This is a genomic window from uncultured Gimesia sp., from assembly GCF_963972345.1.
In the GTDB taxonomy this organism is placed as follows: Bacteria; Planctomycetota; Planctomycetia; order Planctomycetales; family Planctomycetaceae; genus Gimesia.
This window is the reverse complement of sequence record NZ_CAXAVM010000079.1, coordinates 1-18,380: the sequence shown is the minus strand read 5'-3', so window position 1 is coordinate 18,380 and position 18,380 is coordinate 1. Positions and strand designations below refer to the sequence as shown.

Annotated in this window: 13 protein-coding genes; 7 read left to right on the top strand and 6 right to left on the bottom strand. The window is 48.7% G+C overall.

The window, feature by feature from the left end; genetic code table 11:
- Positions 1 to 93: 93 nt before the first annotated feature.
- Complete coding sequence (locus AACZ40_RS14640; RefSeq protein WP_291171563.1) at positions 94 to 1,590, bottom strand: hypothetical protein; 1,497 nt, start codon at positions 1,588 to 1,590, stop codon at positions 94 to 96.
- A gap of 516 nt (positions 1,591 to 2,106) precedes the next feature.
- Between AACZ40_RS14640 and polA the strand changes: the two genes are divergently transcribed.
- From polA to nusB, 5 genes are all read left to right on the top strand, one after another.
- Complete coding sequence (gene polA, locus AACZ40_RS14635) at positions 2,107 to 4,809, top strand: DNA polymerase I (protein WP_291171561.1); 2,703 nt, start codon at positions 2,107 to 2,109, stop codon at positions 4,807 to 4,809.
- Between the two features lie 311 nt (positions 4,810 to 5,120).
- Positions 5,121 to 5,762 carry a dephospho-CoA kinase gene (gene coaE, locus AACZ40_RS14630; protein ID WP_291171558.1) on the top strand — a complete coding sequence of 214 codons (642 nt, stop codon included), beginning with the start codon at positions 5,121 to 5,123 and terminating at the stop codon, positions 5,760 to 5,762.
- A 226-nt stretch (positions 5,763 to 5,988) separates the two neighbouring features.
- Positions 5,989 to 7,422, top strand: coding sequence for a transcription termination factor Rho (rho, locus tag AACZ40_RS14625; RefSeq protein ID WP_339674810.1), 1,434 nt, complete (start codon positions 5,989 to 5,991; stop codon positions 7,420 to 7,422).
- A 156-nt stretch (positions 7,423 to 7,578) separates the two neighbouring features.
- The gene (ribE, locus tag AACZ40_RS14620; protein WP_154933933.1) at positions 7,579 to 8,061 is read left to right on the top strand and encodes a 6,7-dimethyl-8-ribityllumazine synthase; all 483 of its coding nucleotides are present in this window, start codon (positions 7,579 to 7,581) and stop codon (positions 8,059 to 8,061) included.
- An 80-nt stretch (positions 8,062 to 8,141) separates the two neighbouring features.
- Positions 8,142 to 8,651 carry a transcription antitermination factor NusB gene (gene nusB, locus AACZ40_RS14615; RefSeq protein WP_291171553.1) on the top strand — a complete coding sequence of 170 codons (510 nt, stop codon included), beginning with the start codon at positions 8,142 to 8,144 and terminating at the stop codon, positions 8,649 to 8,651.
- Here the strand turns inward: nusB and AACZ40_RS14610 are convergent.
- Positions 8,644 to 9,777: an SDR family oxidoreductase gene (locus AACZ40_RS14610; protein WP_291171550.1), complete on the bottom strand. Its 1,134-nt coding sequence runs from the start codon at positions 9,775 to 9,777 to the stop codon at positions 8,644 to 8,646. The genes nusB and AACZ40_RS14610 overlap by 8 nt on opposite strands.
- A gap of 252 nt (positions 9,778 to 10,029) precedes the next feature.
- Positions 10,030 to 12,255, bottom strand: coding sequence for an MMPL family transporter (locus AACZ40_RS14605; RefSeq protein ID WP_291171547.1), 2,226 nt, complete (start codon positions 12,253 to 12,255; stop codon positions 10,030 to 10,032).
- A 531-nt stretch (positions 12,256 to 12,786) separates the two neighbouring features.
- Between AACZ40_RS14605 and AACZ40_RS14600 the strand changes: the two genes are divergently transcribed.
- Positions 12,787 to 13,137 (top strand): PilZ domain-containing protein, encoded by a 351-nt coding sequence (locus tag AACZ40_RS14600; protein ID WP_291171544.1) that lies wholly within the window; start codon positions 12,787 to 12,789, stop codon positions 13,135 to 13,137.
- Positions 13,138 to 13,239: 102 nt separating this feature from the next.
- Here AACZ40_RS14600 and AACZ40_RS14595 read toward each other — a convergent pair whose 3' ends face one another.
- On the bottom strand, positions 13,240 to 15,000 hold the full coding sequence (locus AACZ40_RS14595; protein WP_291171541.1) for a hypothetical protein: 1,761 nt from the start codon (positions 14,998 to 15,000) through the stop codon (positions 13,240 to 13,242).
- A 287-nt stretch (positions 15,001 to 15,287) separates the two neighbouring features.
- Positions 15,288 to 16,145 carry a deoxyribonuclease IV gene (locus AACZ40_RS14590; RefSeq protein ID WP_291171538.1) on the bottom strand — a complete coding sequence of 286 codons (858 nt, stop codon included), beginning with the start codon at positions 16,143 to 16,145 and terminating at the stop codon, positions 15,288 to 15,290.
- Between the two features lie 276 nt (positions 16,146 to 16,421).
- Between AACZ40_RS14590 and AACZ40_RS14585 the strand changes: the two genes are divergently transcribed.
- The gene (locus tag AACZ40_RS14585; protein ID WP_291171535.1) at positions 16,422 to 17,177 is read left to right on the top strand and encodes a sulfatase-like hydrolase/transferase; all 756 of its coding nucleotides are present in this window, start codon (positions 16,422 to 16,424) and stop codon (positions 17,175 to 17,177) included.
- Here the strand turns inward: AACZ40_RS14585 and AACZ40_RS14580 are convergent.
- On the bottom strand, positions 17,104 to 18,294 hold the full coding sequence (locus tag AACZ40_RS14580; RefSeq protein ID WP_291171533.1) for a recombinase family protein: 1,191 nt from the start codon (positions 18,292 to 18,294) through the stop codon (positions 17,104 to 17,106). The two genes, AACZ40_RS14585 and AACZ40_RS14580, sit on opposite strands and share 74 nt — an antisense overlap.
- Positions 18,295 to 18,380: the final 86 nt, after the last annotated feature.

Sequence of the window (18,380 nt, the reverse complement as noted above, 5' to 3'; positions counted from 1 at the left end):
TCTGAGAGTCAGGAAAAACAGCGACAAAAAAACCGCGGTTGCTATCAGGCAACCGCGGTTTTTTAATTGACTTCCAATCTGTGCGGGACAGATTTAATTACTGGTTCCAAATACTTTGGATGTCTGACCAGAAGAGGTCTGTTGCTTTAGACCTTTACCTCTGGTATAGGCTCCTGAAACAGTTCCCGTGGAAACGTCATTCACACCGGTCACTTTCGCTCCCTGCTTAATGGGAGATTTCACTCCGGAACCAGGCACAAACAACCGTCGCTGTGGCTTGTAACCGATATAACTCAGGAAGTCGTTGATTCCAATGACACGCACGGCTTTCAGACGGGCTTCTTCACGGATTTCTTTCATCTTGGCCAGCAGTTCCTGCATTTTATCGCGCTGCTCGTCAGTTTTAGCAGCTTCGACATCTGGCGATTCACCGATCACCAGGAATTTCGTATGCACGGTCAGACCATCACCAATACGTTCTCCGTTTTCAGTGACCTGATTATCGATCTTCGCGTTTGCATTCTCAATGATACGCGTCAACAGGTCCATATCCGATTTTCCATCGCCGTCCAGGTCGATGATCCCAGAAATGGCAAAGGTTTCGGGACGTCCCACACCCCAAAGTGGTGTATAAATAGGATCGCCAGGGCTGATCGGCTGATAAATGTCATCTCCTACAATCCGGGCTTCAGACAGGTGGGGGCCCAGAATTTTGGTCACTTCGATAGCACCAATAATATCTTCTTCACCGCGGCCGATCCCCTGGTGTGCTTTCCGATAAACGCTGAAAGTCATCCGCTTGGGGAGTCGATCTGCTTCTCCCAGATTGATCCAGACAACTCCGGTACTGTTATCGACAGTACGAACGACGCCATCGGGAACTTCAAAACTGTATTTCTGAACCTGATCCAGTCGGCTGCGGAGCGTATCAATCAGGCTAGCATAGGTATTATTCTTGTTTTCCAGATCCTTAATGGTTTTGGCGTTTGTTTCACGCAACTGGTCCAGCTCGATCAGAATTTCTTCATTCTCTTTCTGCAGGGCAGCGATCTGCTGATCTTTGGCACCGACTTCTTCTTCTTTGACCTTCTGCGTATCAGCCAAGTCCTTTTCAGAGCTGTCCCGGGCCTTGCGATGCTCGTCAACCTTTTTATCCATATTGCTCTTGAGCTGCTGCAACGCAGCTTCCAGATCATTCTTGGCTTTCTGCTCTGCTGCCAGTTCCGTTTTGGTCTGGTTCAGTTGGGCGGAGAGTTTAATCAGTGTATTTTTGATTGTGGGCTCTGCCAACACATCGGCATGCGTCTTAATATCCAGTTCGGTAGCGCCGATCACCGTGTTAGGGGTCTTATTATCCAGGCCCACTTCTTCCTGCTCGTTACCGATCAGCTTTTTCAAAGCCTGGATCTCTTCATCCAGCTTGCGAACAGCGACGCCATCGCGCTGGGAATCTTTCTGAGCCTGATCCAGTTTGACATTTGCTTCTGCCAGGTCTGAATAACCCAGATAAGCAGCAACACCACCAATCAGGGTAGTCATCACAAAAAAGATCAATGAAAAGTGAACGGCAGTTGGTTTACTGGCAGCCATGTTTTTAAACCTTATGGATTTTCAAGTGACTGTCGCGTGCAGCTCAGCACAATGACAGCTCGTATATTGAAGTGTAATACCGTTTTCAGCCATGATTTCGCATCGGCTCTGAGGAGCCTCAGTGAGCCATGTAGATTCGATTCTGAAAACTCAAAAGACCAGCATCCTGCTTTACTTTATTTTAAATGCAGAAAAACCAGTGTCAAGCAGCATTCTGATTCTATGTAGTTTGCTGACAATTGGTTCTCCCCCTCTTCTCCCGCTTGAACTCGTTGAAAAACTACACAAAACAACAGTAACCCGACGTTACGGGACATTCTGACGAAAAGATTTCATCGAGTTTTGACTTCAGCTGGTCTGTTGATGGCGATCAAAGCCACTCTCACCAATAATGAACGAGACAGATCGGAAAAACGGAACTTCAGTTTTCCGACTGCTTCTCACCGCAGAATTAACATCTGCCTGTTTCCAGTTTCGGCAATCTCATTTTAAAATTTCAGGTAAAGCTAAATCTTTATGAAAGAAACACTTTACATCATTGATACGTTTTCTCTGGTATTTCAGGTTTTTCATGCTGTGCCGGCTATGACCGGCCCCACGGGCCAGCCCACCAATGCCATATTCGGCATCACCCGTGATATCCTGAACATCATCAAAACACACTCACCCGACTATTTAATCTTTGCCATGGACTCAAGTGGCCCGGGGACGCGGAATGACCTCTATCCGGAATACAAGGCGAATCGCTCCGCGATGCCTGAGGATCTGGTTCCGCAGATCCCGCACATTATGGATGTCGTCAAAGGATTTCAGGTCCCTGTCATCGAATGTCCCGGCTGGGAAGCCGACGACGTCTTCGCCACGATTGCCCGGCTGGCAAACGAAAAAGGGATCGAAACCACGATCGTCACGAATGACAAAGATGCCAGACAACTCATCAATGATGCCATTCGGCTGTATAATATTCGCAAAAATCAGTTCATGGATGCGGAAGCCGTTCAGACCGACTGGGGCATCCGACCTGACCAGGTGATCGATTTTCAGTCTCTGGTCGGCGACAGTGTCGATAATATCCCCGGCGTACCGCTGGTCGGCCCTAAAAAGGCACAAACTCTGATCGAGCAGTTTGGAACGCTGGAAGGAGTTCTGGCCAATGCTGACAAAGCCAAAGGCCCGAAACTACAGCAAAACCTGAAAGAATTCGCTGACCAGGCCCGTATGTCGCGAGAACTGGTGACGCTGAATCAGGCACTGGACCTCGACATCGACTGGGAAGCCTCCCGGTTGACTCACCCCGACCGCGAACGGTTGCACCAGTTGTTCCTCGAATTTGGATTTCGCCGCTTCGCAGAGGAAATGAAGGAAGAGTTTCCAACCGAAGCTGCTTCAGAACCAGTCGAACGGGTCCGTGAAACCATCGATACCAGATCAGCATTCGAAACATTCCTGGCTCTCCTCAAAGAACAGGAAGAATTCTGTGTCGACCTGGAGACCACCGGCTTGAAGCCGGCAGAGGCAGAAATAGTGGGCTGGGCGATCAGCTGGGAAAAACATCGCGGATTCTACATTCCGGTTGAAGGCCCTTCCGGGCAGACGGCCCTGGATCCTCAATATGTGCTGGAACACCTGAAACCGATCTTGGAAGACCCCGAGATCCTGATCACCAATCAGAACATTAAATATGATATGGTCGTGTTGATGCGGGTGGGCGTGTTCCTGCAGGGAGTCAGCATTGACCCCATGGTTGCCAGCTACCTGATCAGTGCCGGCGAACGGGGACACAGTCTCGACAAACTCTCAGAACGGTATCTGAATCATACCATGATTCCCATTTCCGATCTGATCGGCTCCGGGAAACAGCAGAAGAAAATGTTTGAAGTCGACGTCGATAAAGTCGCGGAATACGCTGTCGAAGATGCGGAAATCGCCTGGCAGCTTTCCAGAATCCTGCAGGAGGAACTCAAACACGCTGGACTCTGGGAACTCTACTGGGATTTGGAACGCCCCTTGATCTCCATTCTGGCTGAAATGGAATTTACCGGAATTAAAGTTGATACCGCTGAGCTGAAGAAACAGAGTCTGGAGCTTGAGAAACGGCTCATCACCCTGATCAGCGAAATCCACGAAATGGCGGGGCATGAATTCAATATCGCCTCTCCCCTTCAGCTCCGGACGGTCTTATTCGATGAACTGAATCTGCCCGTTTTCAAAAAAACAAAAACGGGCCCCAGCACCGACCAGAGTGTACTGGAAAAGCTCGCACCATTGCATGCCCTGCCTGCCAAAATCACGGAGCATCGACATCTCTCCAAACTGAAGAGTACCTACCTCGACGCGTTACCCGATCTTGTGAATCCGGAGACAGGAAGGATTCATGCCAGCTTTAACCAGGTTGTCGCCGCCACGGGCAGACTGAGTTCGAGTGATCCCAATCTGCAGAACATACCTGTCCGTACCGAAGAAGGTCGGCTGATTCGCAAAGCGTTTATTCCTCAGGATGAGAACTGGCGGCTGCTCTGTGCCGATTACTCACAGATTGAGCTCCGGATCCTGGCACACCTGAGTCAAGATGTCGCACTGAGCCAGGCCTTTCGCGAAGGTGCTGACATTCACACCGCTGTCGCCTCTGATATTTTTCGGGTTCCCCACGAACAGGTTGACAGTGACATGCGTCGTACTGCAAAAGCAGTCAACTTCGGTGTTATTTATGGTCAGAGTCCCTTTGGTCTGTCAGAAGCCATCGGTATCCCTCAATCAGAGGCGGCTGGATTTATCGATGACTATTTTGCCAGATACCAGGGTGTCAGAGAATTTCTGGATCAAATCCTAGAAGATTGTGCTACACAGAAATTCGTTACTACAATTTGTGGTAGAAAACGAGAAATCCAGGGAGTCCGGGGGGGCGTGCAGAAACAGCTTAACATGCCGGAAAGGACCGCGATTAATACTGTCATTCAGGGATCTGCCGCCGACCTGATTAAGCAGGCAATGCTGAATGTCAGCGATCGACTCAAGCAGGAACAGCACACGGGACGCCTGCTGATGCAGATCCACGATGAACTGGTATTCGAAGTTCCTCTCGACAGCCTGGACTCTCTGGGGCTGATTGTGCGTGAAGAGATGGAATCCGCAATGGATCTGGATGTCCCCTTGATTGTGGATATGTCAAGTGGGCTTAACTGGCTGGAACAAAGTGATCTGCTGATTCCGCACCGGTGATAGTTATTGAAGATAGTTACTGAATTTGAGTAAGAAACTGATTCGGGTACTCCCCCGATCAGGCAGGTCAGATCGGGGACAGCAGACCTGGCCGCCAGAAATATAAAATTTGAGTGTAAAACAGCGATCTTTCCTTTTTTTTGTTGACAACCTGTACGCTATCGGTAACGATATTAATGCACGCCTATGTGTCTCATCTACCAGTTGCTAAGGGATTCAGCAAGCATAAACCTCCTGTGTGGTAAGTTTCTGTTGCGAAGGAATGTGTAAACAAACCATTTTCCACCATTGCAAGTTGTTACAACCATCTTGTGTCTCGTCATACATTCATTCCCACGATAGCCCTGATTGGAGGGATCGGATCAGGCAAAAGTGCGGTTGCCAATAAAGTCAAATCGCTTCGACCTGTGATTATCATAGATGCAGATCGAATCGGGCATGAGGTACTTGATTTTCCTGAGATTCAAGAAAAAATTCGAGCGAAGTTCGGATCTGTCGTGTTCAATGATCAAGGAAAAGTTGATCGATCTGAACTGGCCAGACTTGTTTTTGGAGAATCAAAATTACAACAAACATCATTAAAACAACTTGAATCCATCGTCCACCCCGTGATCCATCGCAGGCTGGAACAGGAAATTGCATCCGCCCGGTCTCTCAATCAGGTCGATGCGATCCTGCTTGATGCCGCTGTCATAGTGGAGGCGGGATGGAAAGATTTATGTGACCAAATCGTTTATATCGACTGTCCTTTCCAGCAACGCCAGAAACGCGTCATTCAAAATCGGGGATGGTCAGAAGCAGAATTAATGAAAAGGGAGAACCATCAACTGCCTCTCTCAGAAAAACGGAAACTGGCAGATGGTGTGATCCAAAATGGTCTGGACCTGGAATCAGCGGGCCTGGAACTGTCGAAATTCATCGATTCAATTCAGAATCAGAAAATTACAAATTAACAGATTTTTTGACTAACCCAGGGTGTCTCTTCTGCATCTTCAGTCATTAAAATTATTTAAACAAGAAGCTCTTCTTTGATGATCCCATAACAGGCCCACTGAAGCTTTTCAGCCAGAGAACCTTTCCAGAGGTTAATTAATCTTCGCGTTCGACACATCTGCATAGACTCCAGAACTCCACACGACTTCATCTCACTAAATTTTTGTAATTCGGAAAGCATTCACTATGGCCAAATCCATAAAACTTCAGACATCTGAAAATGACGGAACAGTGGCTTCAAAAAATATCAGCGAGATCGACCAGGACTCCAAGCGGGACAAACCCGCCACACGGCATCAGCGCGAATCTGCCATCACCAGGGCAGCAGATGAACGGTACGAGAAGATCAAGCAGAGTGAGATTCATATCGCCGACCTGCAGAAGCTGACGATGAAAGATCTGATGCAGCTGGCCAAGGAAGAAAATCTCACAGAATACACGGGCCTCAAAAAACAGGACCTGATCTTTAAGATTCTGAAAGAGCGTACCAAAGTCAACGGCCTGATGTTCGGAGAGGGAACTCTGGAAATTCTGCCGGACGGCTTCGGATTCCTGCGCAGCCCCGATTATCACTATCTGCCCTGCCCCGATGATATTTACGTCTCTCCCAGTCAGATTCGACGATTCGGATTGCGAACCGGGGCCATCGTGGCCGGACAGATTCGTCCGCCAAAAGAAAATGAACGCTATTTTGCCCTGCTGCGAGTCGAAGCCGTCAATGGTTGTGATCCCGAGATCCTGACGACGAAAGTCTTCTTCGATGACCTGACCCCTCTGCATCCCAAACAACGACTCCGGCTCTCTTCTCCCGCAGGGAATCTGAGTACCCGCATCGTCGACCTGATTGCCCCTGTGGGCATGGGACAACGTGGCCTGATCGTCTCGCCTCCGCGTGCCGGTAAAACGGTCATGCTCCAGGAAATGGCAAAATGCGTGCTCGCCAGCCACCCCGAGGCGTATGTCTTTATTCTGCTGATTGACGAACGCCCGGAAGAAGTCACCGATATGGAACGCCAGGTCGGCGGTGATCGCTGTGAAGTTGTCAGCAGTACCTTTGATGAACCTCCGAGCCGCCACATCCAGGTCTCGGAAATGGTCATCGAAAAAGCAAAACGCATGGTCGAATATGGTGAAGACGTTGTCATCTTCCTCGATTCGATTACCCGCCTGGCGCGTGCCTGGAATACAGAAGTCCCTCACTCCGGAAAAATTCTTTCCGGTGGTGTGGATGCGAATGCTTTACAGCATCCTAAACGGTTTTTCGGTGCTGCCCGGAATGTTGAGGAAGGCGGCAGCCTGACCATTGTCGCTACCGCCCTGGTAGACACCGGCAGCCGCATGGACGAAGTCATTTTTGAAGAGTTCAAAGGAACCGGTAACACCGAATTGCATCTGGACCGCAGAATGGTTGAAAAACGTATCTGGCCGGCCATCGATGTCAATAAGTCGGGAACACGCCGCGAAGAACTGCTGATGGACGAGGAAGAACTGCGCAGAGTCTGGATTCTCAGGCGAGTGCTGAATGATATGAATCCGGTAGATGCGATGGAACTGCTTGTCAACCGTATGCGTCGTTCCAAAACGAATGAAGAGTTTTTATTGAGTATGAATCTGGGTTGATCAGCTGAGTAACGAAAAAAATCAGCTGACACTCAGAAATACGTGATCACGGTCAGAATTGAACCAGGGAATCAGACCTTTTCCCGCTTTAATCTCTGACTCTTCCGGTTCTGATTAACCATGGCCATTTTTGAAAATTGATAAGTTACCACCTCGATGAAGCACACACTGATTGAAGGCGATTTACTGGTTCGTGATGCGAGTTTTGCCATTGTCGTTTCCCGCTGGAATGAACTGATTACGCGCAGACTGCTGGAAGGCGCCTTGGAAACGTTTCGTCGACACGGCGGTTCTGAAGAAAACATCACAGTGCTCTGGGTCCCCGGATCTTTCGAGCTCCCACTGGTTGCTGATCGACTCGCGAAAAGTGGCAAGTACCAGGCGGTCTGCTGTCTGGGCGCTGTGATTCAGGGAAGTACGATGCACCATGATTATATCAATCATCAGGTCGCAGCCGGCATCATGCGGAGCAGCCAGGAAAGCGGAGTGCCCGTGCTGTTTGGTGTGCTGACGTGCGAAACCATGGAACAGGCAATGGATCGTGCTGGTGGAAAAGTGGGCAATAAAGGCGGAGAAGCTGCCCTGGCTGCCATCGAAATGGTCAATCTATTACAATCAATTGATCAGAATCAGGCGTAAGAAGCTCACGGCATACGACCTATTGTCGTCACCGGCGACATGATTTTACAACATCCTCTTTCTAAACTAGCGATATTCTCATGTCTCTGCGAAAACAGGCGCGATACTTAGTTGTTCAAATGCTCTATCAGATCGATCTGAATCCGGACGTTTCTATTAATGAAATCCGCGAGATGATCGAAGAACATGGCCGTAGCAAAACGGTTCGCACATTTGCCTGGGAACTGTTTACCGGGGTGATGGAATTTAAACCGCAGCTGGATGAACATATCGTAAGAGTCGCTGAAAACTGGACACTCAAACGGATGGCTGTCACCGACCGGAATATTCTGAGGCTGGGGACCTACGAACTGCTGCATACGGACACACCTCCAGCTGTCGTCATTGACGAAGCAGTTGAGCTGGCGCGGGAATTCGGAAGTGCGCATTCGTCTCAGTTTGTAAACGGCATTCTGGATAAAGTCGTTCAGCGGAAAGACGAACCTCTGCCTCCTCCGCCACAGGCCCAGGAAGCTCAGCCGGAAGAAGTAAAGCCGCCTGAGCCACCTCCCAAGCCGAAACCCCGCATGAATAATCCCTGGGCTACTTGACTTCGAAGCGGTGAGGCGTGCGATCGTTCCAGCTGAAGTTCATATCGATGGCAGCCTGTGACAGGCGTGTCAACAGTTCGCGATCCACGTGCGGGCAAGGCAGGTGGGGAGCCGCGGTTTGAGTGTTTGTGCTGTCAAATACAGGATCATCCCGCCAATACGAATTATAAACGCGGATATGATCATAGAAGAGCCGTTCGGCTTCCGTAGGATCTTTCAGTTCAACTCCCGCACCGGCAAACTCAGACCCGTAGAAATTACAGGTCGCTTCCAGAACATCATGGACCAGCCGCGACTGAACCGGATGTAACGGCGTCAGATGATACGTCTTTTCATGATGTTTCGGGTGGGTAACGATGTGTGACATTACAGCAGAAACCCAGTCTACGGGAATCAGGTTTTTGGACTCATCTCCATTCAGTGTGAAACGGGATTTCGCGTAATAGCGTCCGGTTTCATCAGGAGATTGCATCTGGGTCAGTGTATGCCCCAGTTGCAGAGCTGCATAAAATCCATGAAATGTATTTGTAAAACCAGTCTTGGAATCACCGATAATAATCGCGGGTCTGAAGACAGTCAGAGATTCAATATGCTCTGCACTCCGCACCATCAGCTCTGCTTCCAGCTTACTCCGCTCATAATCATTCCCGGACTCCTGCCCCACATCAACATCCGATTCCATAATTTTGCCGGATCGCAGACCACAGACGTAAGCCGTGGAGACATGATAAAACTTTTTGATATTCGCTGCCTGACAGAAATCCAGAACCTTCTTTACTCCGCCCACATTCGAACGCCAGGGCTCACTTTCGTGGCTGGTGCTGTAAAAAGAAAGGCTGGCAGCCGAATGGATGATGCTATCGATGTTCTCTGTCGCCCACGCCAGTTGCTCCGCACTTAATCCGAGATTTTCTTCGTTGATATTACCTTCAAGTACCATCGGACGAGGTAATTCACGGCCCAGGTGCTCGTCCCAGAATGCCATGATCATATCGATACGCTGATCGACGGTCATGCGTCGTGTGGGACGAACCAGTACAGCCAGTGGCACTCCTGCAGACGCCAGATCTCGAATTAAATATCTTCCCAGTAATCCTGTAGCACCTGTAATCAGATGATATCCCATGTTGTATTCCACTGTGAGCTGAAAGTTAGAGTAAGTCGTGTTGTATTAACCGAGAGTCTGCTATAGTGCTGTTTTTATGATTTCGTTGATCGGGTCAGGAAAAACGAGATTGAATAGACCGGCCGACCTTCAGAAGCGGACCTGTTTCGGGTCGGAAGCCTCAATGATAATGAACTGGCTTCATATATCAATCTAGGGGTCCAGAAAAGCCATCAGAATACCCCGGCAATTGTACCAGGGAGCAGGAATAAATTACGCAACTGCTTTCCCAGACTGATCTTTCGTTCCTCGCTGCTGCTGTTTGAGGAAATGGGGTGCGTGCTGCGGGTCTTGAGCAGACTGCTCGCTGTCTGCCTGATCAGCAGCATTTTGCCCCTCAGTTTTTTCCGGCCGTAAAGCCAGGAGGCAGGGCAGTAAAACAAGGTCTCCCACCAGTGCCGCTACGAGTAGAGACGTCATCATATAACCAAAACGGGCAGTGGGGACAAAATTGCTCAACGTGAGCGCCAGCATACCTGTTCCCGTAATAACGGCTGCCGTAAAGATCGGTTCGCCGGTCATCAGCAGAGAATTCCGCGATGCCTGGGCAGAATTCCGGGTCAGACGGTACTGACTCTGATAACGTACAAGAAAATGAAACGTCCCGTCAACGGCGATCCCCAGGGCAATACTGGCTGTCATCATGATGCCAATATCAATGGGAATCTGGTACCAGCCGAGGATACCAAACACGATACAAATCGGTGTCAGATTCGGCACCATCGCCACGAGCCCGGCTTTAATGGACCGGAGAGAAACAATCATTACCACGGTAATGATGACAAATGCCATCGAAAAACTCTCCCAAAACCCGGTAAAGATCTGGTTCTGTGCCCGTCTCAGCAGGGGTGCGACCCCCGTCAAAATCACATTCGGATCATCGATCATCACTGTGAGTTCATCATAGACCTGATCCTGTGGCAGATCAGCATCACTGCTGATGCGTGCTGAAATTCGCCAGAGCCGTTCGCCATCTGAGGTAAAATCGTTATCCCCATGAGCTGACTGGGCGTGCGATAACAGGCGGGCCGTCTCAAATGGACTCTCAGGAAACTGTTTCGGAAAAAAGCTGGCCAGTGACATCGTATGCCTGACCGCCGGATGCTGCTGAATAATTGCTTCCAGCTTGCGGATGCGTTCCACTTTATTGATAAAGGGAATCTCTTCATCACCAAAGTCAACGATCGCTTCAATGGAATCGAGTTCAGTCAGATTATCCTGAACTGCTCGCACATCCTGAATCACACGCCCCTCGACGGGGAGAAAATCCAGCGGGTCGATTTTCGTTCGCAGACTGAACAGCCCGACTCCCGTAATCATTACCAGAACAATCGTGGCGATAGAAACACGTCCGGAATGATCAATCAGCCAGTTGGCACAGCGTTGAAAATCCCAGCGTTGTTTTCCGGAATGAAGCTTTTCCGGATCGATGGGCCAGAGTGTTAAGACGGCGGGTGTCAGTCCCAGTCCGGTAATCAGCGATACGAACGTCCCGACTGAAGCCGCATACCCAAACTGAATCACGGGACCAATTTCACTGACGGTCAGAGAAAACAGGCCAATGGTTGTGGTCAGAGTAGCCAGCACGCAGGGTTTCCAGGCGATCTTCAACGCAGCCGATAAGGGATCTGGCTCGTTTATACAGCTGGCAACATAATGATGAACATGAATGGAGATGGCCAGGGTGAAGACCAGGACCATGACTGACAGGGCCCCCAGAATGAAGTTCATTTCTCCGCCACCCAGGTAAATCAACGCGGTGGTGAGATTGATGGCCCAGATGGTCAGACCAAGGGTTGCCAGTGTTTTTTTCCACTCCCGGAATGAATAATACAACAGGCAGAGACTGATCAGTAACGTGATGATAAAGAACTTTTTGTTGTTCTTCTGGCTGCCCAGACGATCCAGTTCTGCTATGACAACGGGGGCACCCGCCAGTTGAACTTCATTTCCGGTTAACTGATTATATTCCAGCTTTTCGCGAATTCCCTGTACGGTTCCGGCACGGTTTTTGATACCCGTATCAGAAAGCAGCACCAGAATGCCTGCCACATTCTTCTCGGAATTCATCAACAGACCATTCAGGCGTTTGTCGATTTCTGCCGGTTCTACTTTGAATTCATGTAATATTGATTTAAGTCGCTCGGGTGTCCAGCATTGCCTGACCGTCGGTAAAGACTCGATGCGGCCGGCTGTCGCTTCCACAAGTGAGGGTTGATCCAGCCCCCCCTGTACTGCAACGAGTACAACTTCCTCTGCTCCGAACTCGGCTTTAAATCGATCATAGACGATTCGCACATCGGAGTCTTTAGGCAACCAGGTTTCGATATCGTTATTTGAAGGCAATAACTCTGCCAGAAATGTCAGAATCGGCAGCGTGCAAAAGACGCCCCAGATTAGTTGCCTGCTGTATTTTTTATAGAAGGAAGAGATCATCATAAGATTTGGAGATCAATCTGCTTTCTCTTGCTTAAGCCGGTTCAAGTACTCATGTCAGAGTAATCAATAGTCAGCGCACGCTCTTACATCACTGAAAGCAACGCAAAAAACAAACACATTTATGCGAGCTATTTATTACTGCGACCATCCCAGTCTGATATCGAACCGCCAATGAATATCGCGTCATTCGGAATTTCTAAACAACAGACGTTATAGCAGAATCAGGTGCTGTGTTTGGAATGACTGTTACAACTCGCAACTTCACAGGGCATATAATCACTACAATACAAAAGCGTTTCGGCCCTTCTGTCAGTTCGCCTGACGTTATAACTGTCAGAGATTATCTATCACAATCGCCGGATCTGGACGAATCCCCACACCTTGTCTCCCACTCAATTCCCGATCGAGTGCCGCGGGTATTCTGAAACTAAGGAAGTCCTCGATTATTTTTATATTCTATATTTCAGTAACAGACTCGAATCAGAGTACGGATCAGTATTTGAAAATTGACTTCACACCGGAGTAGATTCAATGGAAGAAACCCCCTGGAGCCGTCCCACCATGGACGACCTGAAACACGTCCTGGAAAGCTTTGGTAAGCATGATACCGTCAACATCCGCGATGTAGATCGACTGGAACTCTCAGTGCCAGCCGAAGTCAAAACAGCGCGTGGAAATACGATTTCTGCCATGACCCGGGAAATCAGCCGTCAGGGACTGGGCCTGCTGCACAAAGGCATGCTGAATCCTGGTGAAGTCAATGTCAAGCTGGCCAGTGAAACCCGCGAATTCGAATATCGCGTTAAAATCATGTGGTGCACTCCCTGCGAGAACGGCATGTTCATCAGCGGTGGCGAGTTTGTCACAAAGCCTGAAAATTAACCCGACACAGACGCATCTTCAGACCAGAACTATCCATCTGCTTACGCACAGGCACACCACACTCGGTCGCCACGATTTGCAGCTCACCAGAGGCCTGACAACTCAGCTGGCGCTGGTTCCCCGCTTGAGTAAGATAACAATAATGGACAGCAGCAATAAAATGATTGCCCCACCCGCAATCATTAACAGTGTGGGAATTCCCCACCAGCCAGTTGCGTCTTGTGGTTTCTTCCGTTCTTCGAGATCCCACTCGATCTCATCCAGTGTCAGACCTGTTTCAGAGACAGGCTGTTCTCCCTGGGAACGCTGCTTCTGAAGATTTTCCAGTCCCTTTTCCTGAGCAGTCCCCTGATTTTTTGGACGAAAATTGACTGGGGCAGCAGAAGTGTCCCGACCTGGTTTCGCTTGTGAAGTTAAATCTCCAGGCATAGCCGGCAGTTTAGGCAACATCAACTGTGGACCTGCCCCCGCCGCCTTCTTCTCTTCCATAACCTGTGGCTGTGTCATCGCTTCAGGTCCACTCAACCTGATTTTTGCAGGCAGGTCTTCGGGAACTTCCTCCAGTTCCAACTTTAATGCGGGAGTAGAGGGCATTGCAGTCGTTTTCTTTTCCACTTCTTGCTCTACCACTGGCACACTGGATTCTGCTTCTGACGGAGTATCAAATGACGGTGGTTCGAGTGAAATACCACTCGATTGGGGTGTTTTCTGATTGTCTGCAGATGGACCTGGTTGAATCTGAATTTTCTGAGGCTGTGATCCCAGATTTCGGGGAACGATTAAAGGCATTTCATCGCTGCCGCCGATCCTGGTTTTCGGCTGAATTCCCTGACTCTCAGGCTGCTCTACTGCCCGACGTTTTAAGGGATGCACGCGGGAAGGAGTAAACTGAAAATTGGGAACTGTCTGGCCACCATTTGATTTAGCCGCCGGTTCTGCATGCTGCACTCGTTGTACTTCAGGCGGTGGTATCGATTTGATCTGCTTCTTGATCTTGTCCAGCAGCATTTGAGGAGATTCCTCATCCAGTCCAAAAGCAACATGGCCCCGGTAGCTCGACTCCAGTGCCTGTGCTGCCAGAAACTCTGCATACTCATAGTTTTTCCCGGCCAGTTCACGCCGGGCGCGCTCCATTACGGAATTGATCTGCAGCCTCCGCATTTCCTGATTGACATCCTCGAAAGCAGGGACAGTCTGATCCCGATCCTGATGTAAATCTTTTGCTAATTCTGACAGTTCTGCTCGTAAATTCTGTTGATTTGCCTCCGCCAGCAACCGGTCAACTTCCTTGGCACTCGCGAGTGAATGATCGGGACGGGAATCCTCAGATTCATTTTTTCCGGAAGAGGCCGTTTGACTTCGTTCCTGCTCAGCGACTTCATTCGCAGGAGCATCAGCGGGAACATCATTAGAGACATGCTGAAACCCAGTAGAGATTCCCTGGGAGATCGAACTGGATACCTGTCTGATCCGGTCAGTGTTCGCATCAAACTTCCTGGCGATCTGAGCAGGATATCGTTTCGCAGACGCAATCAATGATTTTGATCGCCAGTTTTCTGAAATTCCGGTCGCCGTTTTTTTGACCGGTTTCTGTAATTGCTGTTTTGATGAGGTCAGTTCCGTCTGCTGTTGCTCTGCAGGAGTGGACTGAGTATTCAATGGAATTTGATGGAAACCCTGGAATTCTTCAACCGGGTTAGTGCCGCTGATCTTAACCTTAACCGAAGATTCTTCTTTAGATTTACCAGCATTTTGAGAAAAATAATTAAAGTGGCTGCTGGATTTTGACGCAACCAGGGGCCCGGTCGCATTCTTATTTTTCTGTGAAATCATATCCGCAGACTGCCCCAGGCACCCTGCCATGATGCAGCTCAGCAGTACCAGATATAAATATACCTTTGGCAGATTTCGTCTTATCAGGCCGATTTTCACAACGACAAATCCTGTCATCTGCATGCAGAGATCTGGACGGGAACCGATCTTCTGCCTGGGTCGCGGGTAGTAACCTCAATCGGGAATTGAGGTTCAGGGAAGCTGATTCATCGAGCGCGCAACAGCACTCGACAAATTGTCTGTTACCCTTTATCGACTGGGGGATTTTGATCGCATGAGAGGGTATTTCGGATTTTATCAGTCTTTTCAGAAATCGATCAGCGTTTACACAGCGAACGCAGCGTCTGCATATTGATCTGGTCCAGAGGCACTCCCCCTTCCTCATCCTTAGGAGTTTCCAGATACATCGGACGGTTCTGAAATACAGGATCATTTAACAGGTGGCGAAATGGTTCCAGTCCCAGGCACCCGCGACCGATATTCTCGTGGCGGTCTTTGCGACTCCCAAATTCGCATTTACTGTCATTCAAATGGAAGGCGCGGATGCGATCAAAGCCGATGATCTCGTCAAGCGCAGACATGGTCGTCTTATATTCCGATTTCTTGATCAAGGGATATCCTGCTGCAAAGATATGGCAGGTATCCACACAAATACCCAGTCGCTCTCCAGCCTGAACCTGTTCCAGCATATACGCCAGCTGTTCAAAGCGAAATCCCAGGTTGGATCCCTGGCCGGCTGTCGTTTCCAGCCAGATTTGCGTTTGAAATCCTTCCGTCTCCTGGTGGACCCGGTCAATGGCGGCCACGATTCGATCAAGACCCTCTTCTTCACTGGAAGTCACAAAGCTGCCTGGATGCATCACAGCACCTTCCAGTCCCAGTGCTTCAGCTCGCTGCAGTTCCACCACAACAGCATCAATCGATTTATTCCAGAGTTCCTCTTTGGGACTGGCCAGATTGATCAGGTAACTCATGTGAGAACAAGGGCGTCCCACGCCGGTTTCTTCCAGATGTTCGCGAAACAGCTTGACATCTTTATCCGTCAGCGGTTTGGCCCGCCACTGATTATTATTTTTCGTGAAGATCTGCACGCAGTCCATTTCAAACTCAGCGGCGGTATCTACGGCTTTATAATATCCACCAGCAATCGACTGGTGCGCTCCCAGTAAAGACATATTTCAATTCCAATAAATATTGATTCGTTTCAGAGTAAGATCCATCAACTTCAGGTTTGCTGAAATCAGTATAAGCTCTCGCACCGGACCTCTCCAGTCCCAGACCAGAGCACACCCCTTCCTCAGAAATCATTCCCGATTGAATTGCATGAAATTGTTGGGAAATGTTCTTTCCTCCTATTACAATCGATGATCTGAAGATCAGCCTTTCATTTTCGATCTGCCTCCACACTTATATTTTTCAATCTGTACTGAAATATGATAAAAACACACTCAATGCTCGCCCTCTTCTTCTGCCTGACTTATTCTTTGCATATGTTGCCTGCTGCAGAGCAACCTAACATCATCGTGTTACTGGCGGATGATCTCGGCTATGGGGAGCTGGGCTGCCAGGGAAATCCACAGATCCCGACGCCCAATATTGACTCTCTCGCCCGTGATGGTATTCGTTTTACACAGGCTTATGTCACCGCGCCGAATTGCAGCCCTTCCCGGGCGGGACTTCTCACCGGAAGAATCCCCACCCGGTTTGGTTACGAGTTCAATCCGATTGGAGCCCGCAATGAAGATCCGGGGACCGGGCTCCCCGCGGGAGAACAAACCATAGCAGAACTACTCCACGACCAGGGATATACCACAGGGTTGATCGGAAAATGGCATCTGGGAGGGGCCGCCGATTATCATCCGTTCCGCCACGGCTTCGATGAATTTTTCGGTTTCATGCACGAGGGTCATTATTTTGTTCCCCCGCCGTACCAGGGAGTGACCACCATGCTGCGGCGCAAATCCCTGCCCGGCGGTGAAAGGGGACGCTGGCTCATTAAGAACCTCGTGTATTCCACTCACATGGGATACGACGAACCGGATTACGACGCTAATAATCCCCTCATACGAGGTGGTCAGCCTGTCAATGATACAGCATATCTAACTGATGCATTTACACGAGAAGCCGTCAGCTTCATCGACCGCCACCAGGACAAACCTTTTTTTCTGTATCTCGCTTATAACGCCGTCCACACTCATTATCGATAACCCCTAAGTCTAATTTACATCGTCCAAGGTCTAAAATCCATCTTCCATATTTCTTATCAGCGCCCATGTCTTGAAAAAATATCTCAACCTTTAAGCCCAATTCTTTAAGGGATTGTCTGAATACAGTTGTTTCAACGGGCTTATCATCTAACCATGTCATAAACATCTCTTTAAGCCCCTTGATTGTAATAGGTTTTACATCATCTGCTATTTTCATTTCACCTGCTGCTTCCATTGGAAGCATTTTCATATCTTCCGATGTTACAGATGCTTTCTCAATTCGCAATTGTTTAAGGTCGTCTTGTAAAGTCAGATACATTTCATCATCGTCAGTCATTTTCATTTTTCGCATGACAGATGATATCTTTTTTTCAATCGATGCAAGTTTTTTCTTGGTATCAGATACCTGTTTAATTCGTTGTGGTGATGATAACTCTCCAAGCTTATCCTTAACTGCTTCCAAGATGACTGGTAATATCTCATGCTCTTTTACCGCTCCATTACATTCTGGAGTTGCCGCAGGTCTACAACTGCAACGATATCTGACTTGCTTACCTGCTCGCAATTGAGGGTTAGTATGACCCTGCATTGATCGACCACAACCACCACAATACAAGATACCAGTTAAAGGATATTCTCGACCTGTTGATTTTGGTTTTTTATGTCCTGTTTTTCTGGCTGCCATAATTGATTGGACTTTCAACCAATCTTTTTTCTTAATGATTGATTCAAACTGATCCCATACAATCAATTCAGGTGTCTGATTTTGCTTTTTTGCTTCACCATATTTCAATCCGCCGACATTATTAGCCCGATTGAATTTCCCTGATTCGGATTTACCAATATATGATGCGCCTGCATAAATCGGATTGCGTAACATGCCTTTAATGGTTGCATCTCTCCACTGATTACCATGAGATGATGGTATTTTTTTCTCGTTTAATTCACGAGCGATTGAATTGTAAGAGACATCTTTCTTTAAGATCTGATTATATATGAATCTAACAATTTCAACCTCATCTGAATCACCAAGGACATACACGGAATTCCAACCCTTGGGAATCCCAACCATCACCATAGGAACCAGCAGTACCACCAGAGGAAACCATTGTTCCATCTGTTGATTCCGATGGAGTACAAGACAAAGCTTGCGATAGCCCAAGACTGGCGGACTCCTGAAGAATACTTCAGAATCTTCTTAGG

What these genes read in the sequence shown, in the direction of transcription:
- AACZ40_RS14640 (WP_291171563.1), bottom strand. Translation starts at nt 1,590, where the DNA reads ATGGCTGCCAGTAAACCAACTGCCGTTCACTTTTCATTGATCTTTTTT.
- polA (WP_291171561.1), top strand. Translation starts at nt 2,107, where the DNA reads ATGAAAGAAACACTTTACATCATTGATACGTTTTCTCTGGTATTTCAG.
- rho (WP_339674810.1), top strand. Translation starts at nt 5,989, where the DNA reads ATGGCCAAATCCATAAAACTTCAGACATCTGAAAATGACGGAACAGTG.
- ribE (WP_154933933.1), top strand. Translation starts at nt 7,579, where the DNA reads ATGAAGCACACACTGATTGAAGGCGATTTACTGGTTCGTGATGCGAGT.
- nusB (WP_291171553.1), top strand. Translation starts at nt 8,142, where the DNA reads ATGTCTCTGCGAAAACAGGCGCGATACTTAGTTGTTCAAATGCTCTAT.
- AACZ40_RS14610 (WP_291171550.1), bottom strand. Translation starts at nt 9,777, where the DNA reads ATGGGATATCATCTGATTACAGGTGCTACAGGATTACTGGGAAGATAT.
- AACZ40_RS14605 (WP_291171547.1), bottom strand. Translation starts at nt 12,255, where the DNA reads ATGATGATCTCTTCCTTCTATAAAAAATACAGCAGGCAACTAATCTGG.
- AACZ40_RS14600 (WP_291171544.1), top strand. Translation starts at nt 12,787, where the DNA reads ATGGAAGAAACCCCCTGGAGCCGTCCCACCATGGACGACCTGAAACAC.
- AACZ40_RS14595 (WP_291171541.1), bottom strand. Translation starts at nt 15,000, where the DNA reads ATGGCAGGGTGCCTGGGGCAGTCTGCGGATATGATTTCACAGAAAAAT.
- AACZ40_RS14590 (WP_291171538.1), bottom strand. Translation starts at nt 16,145, where the DNA reads ATGTCTTTACTGGGAGCGCACCAGTCGATTGCTGGTGGATATTATAAA.
- AACZ40_RS14585 (WP_291171535.1), top strand. Translation starts at nt 16,422, where the DNA reads ATGCTCGCCCTCTTCTTCTGCCTGACTTATTCTTTGCATATGTTGCCT.
- AACZ40_RS14580 (WP_291171533.1), bottom strand. Translation starts at nt 18,294, where the DNA reads ATGGAACAATGGTTTCCTCTGGTGGTACTGCTGGTTCCTATGGTGATG.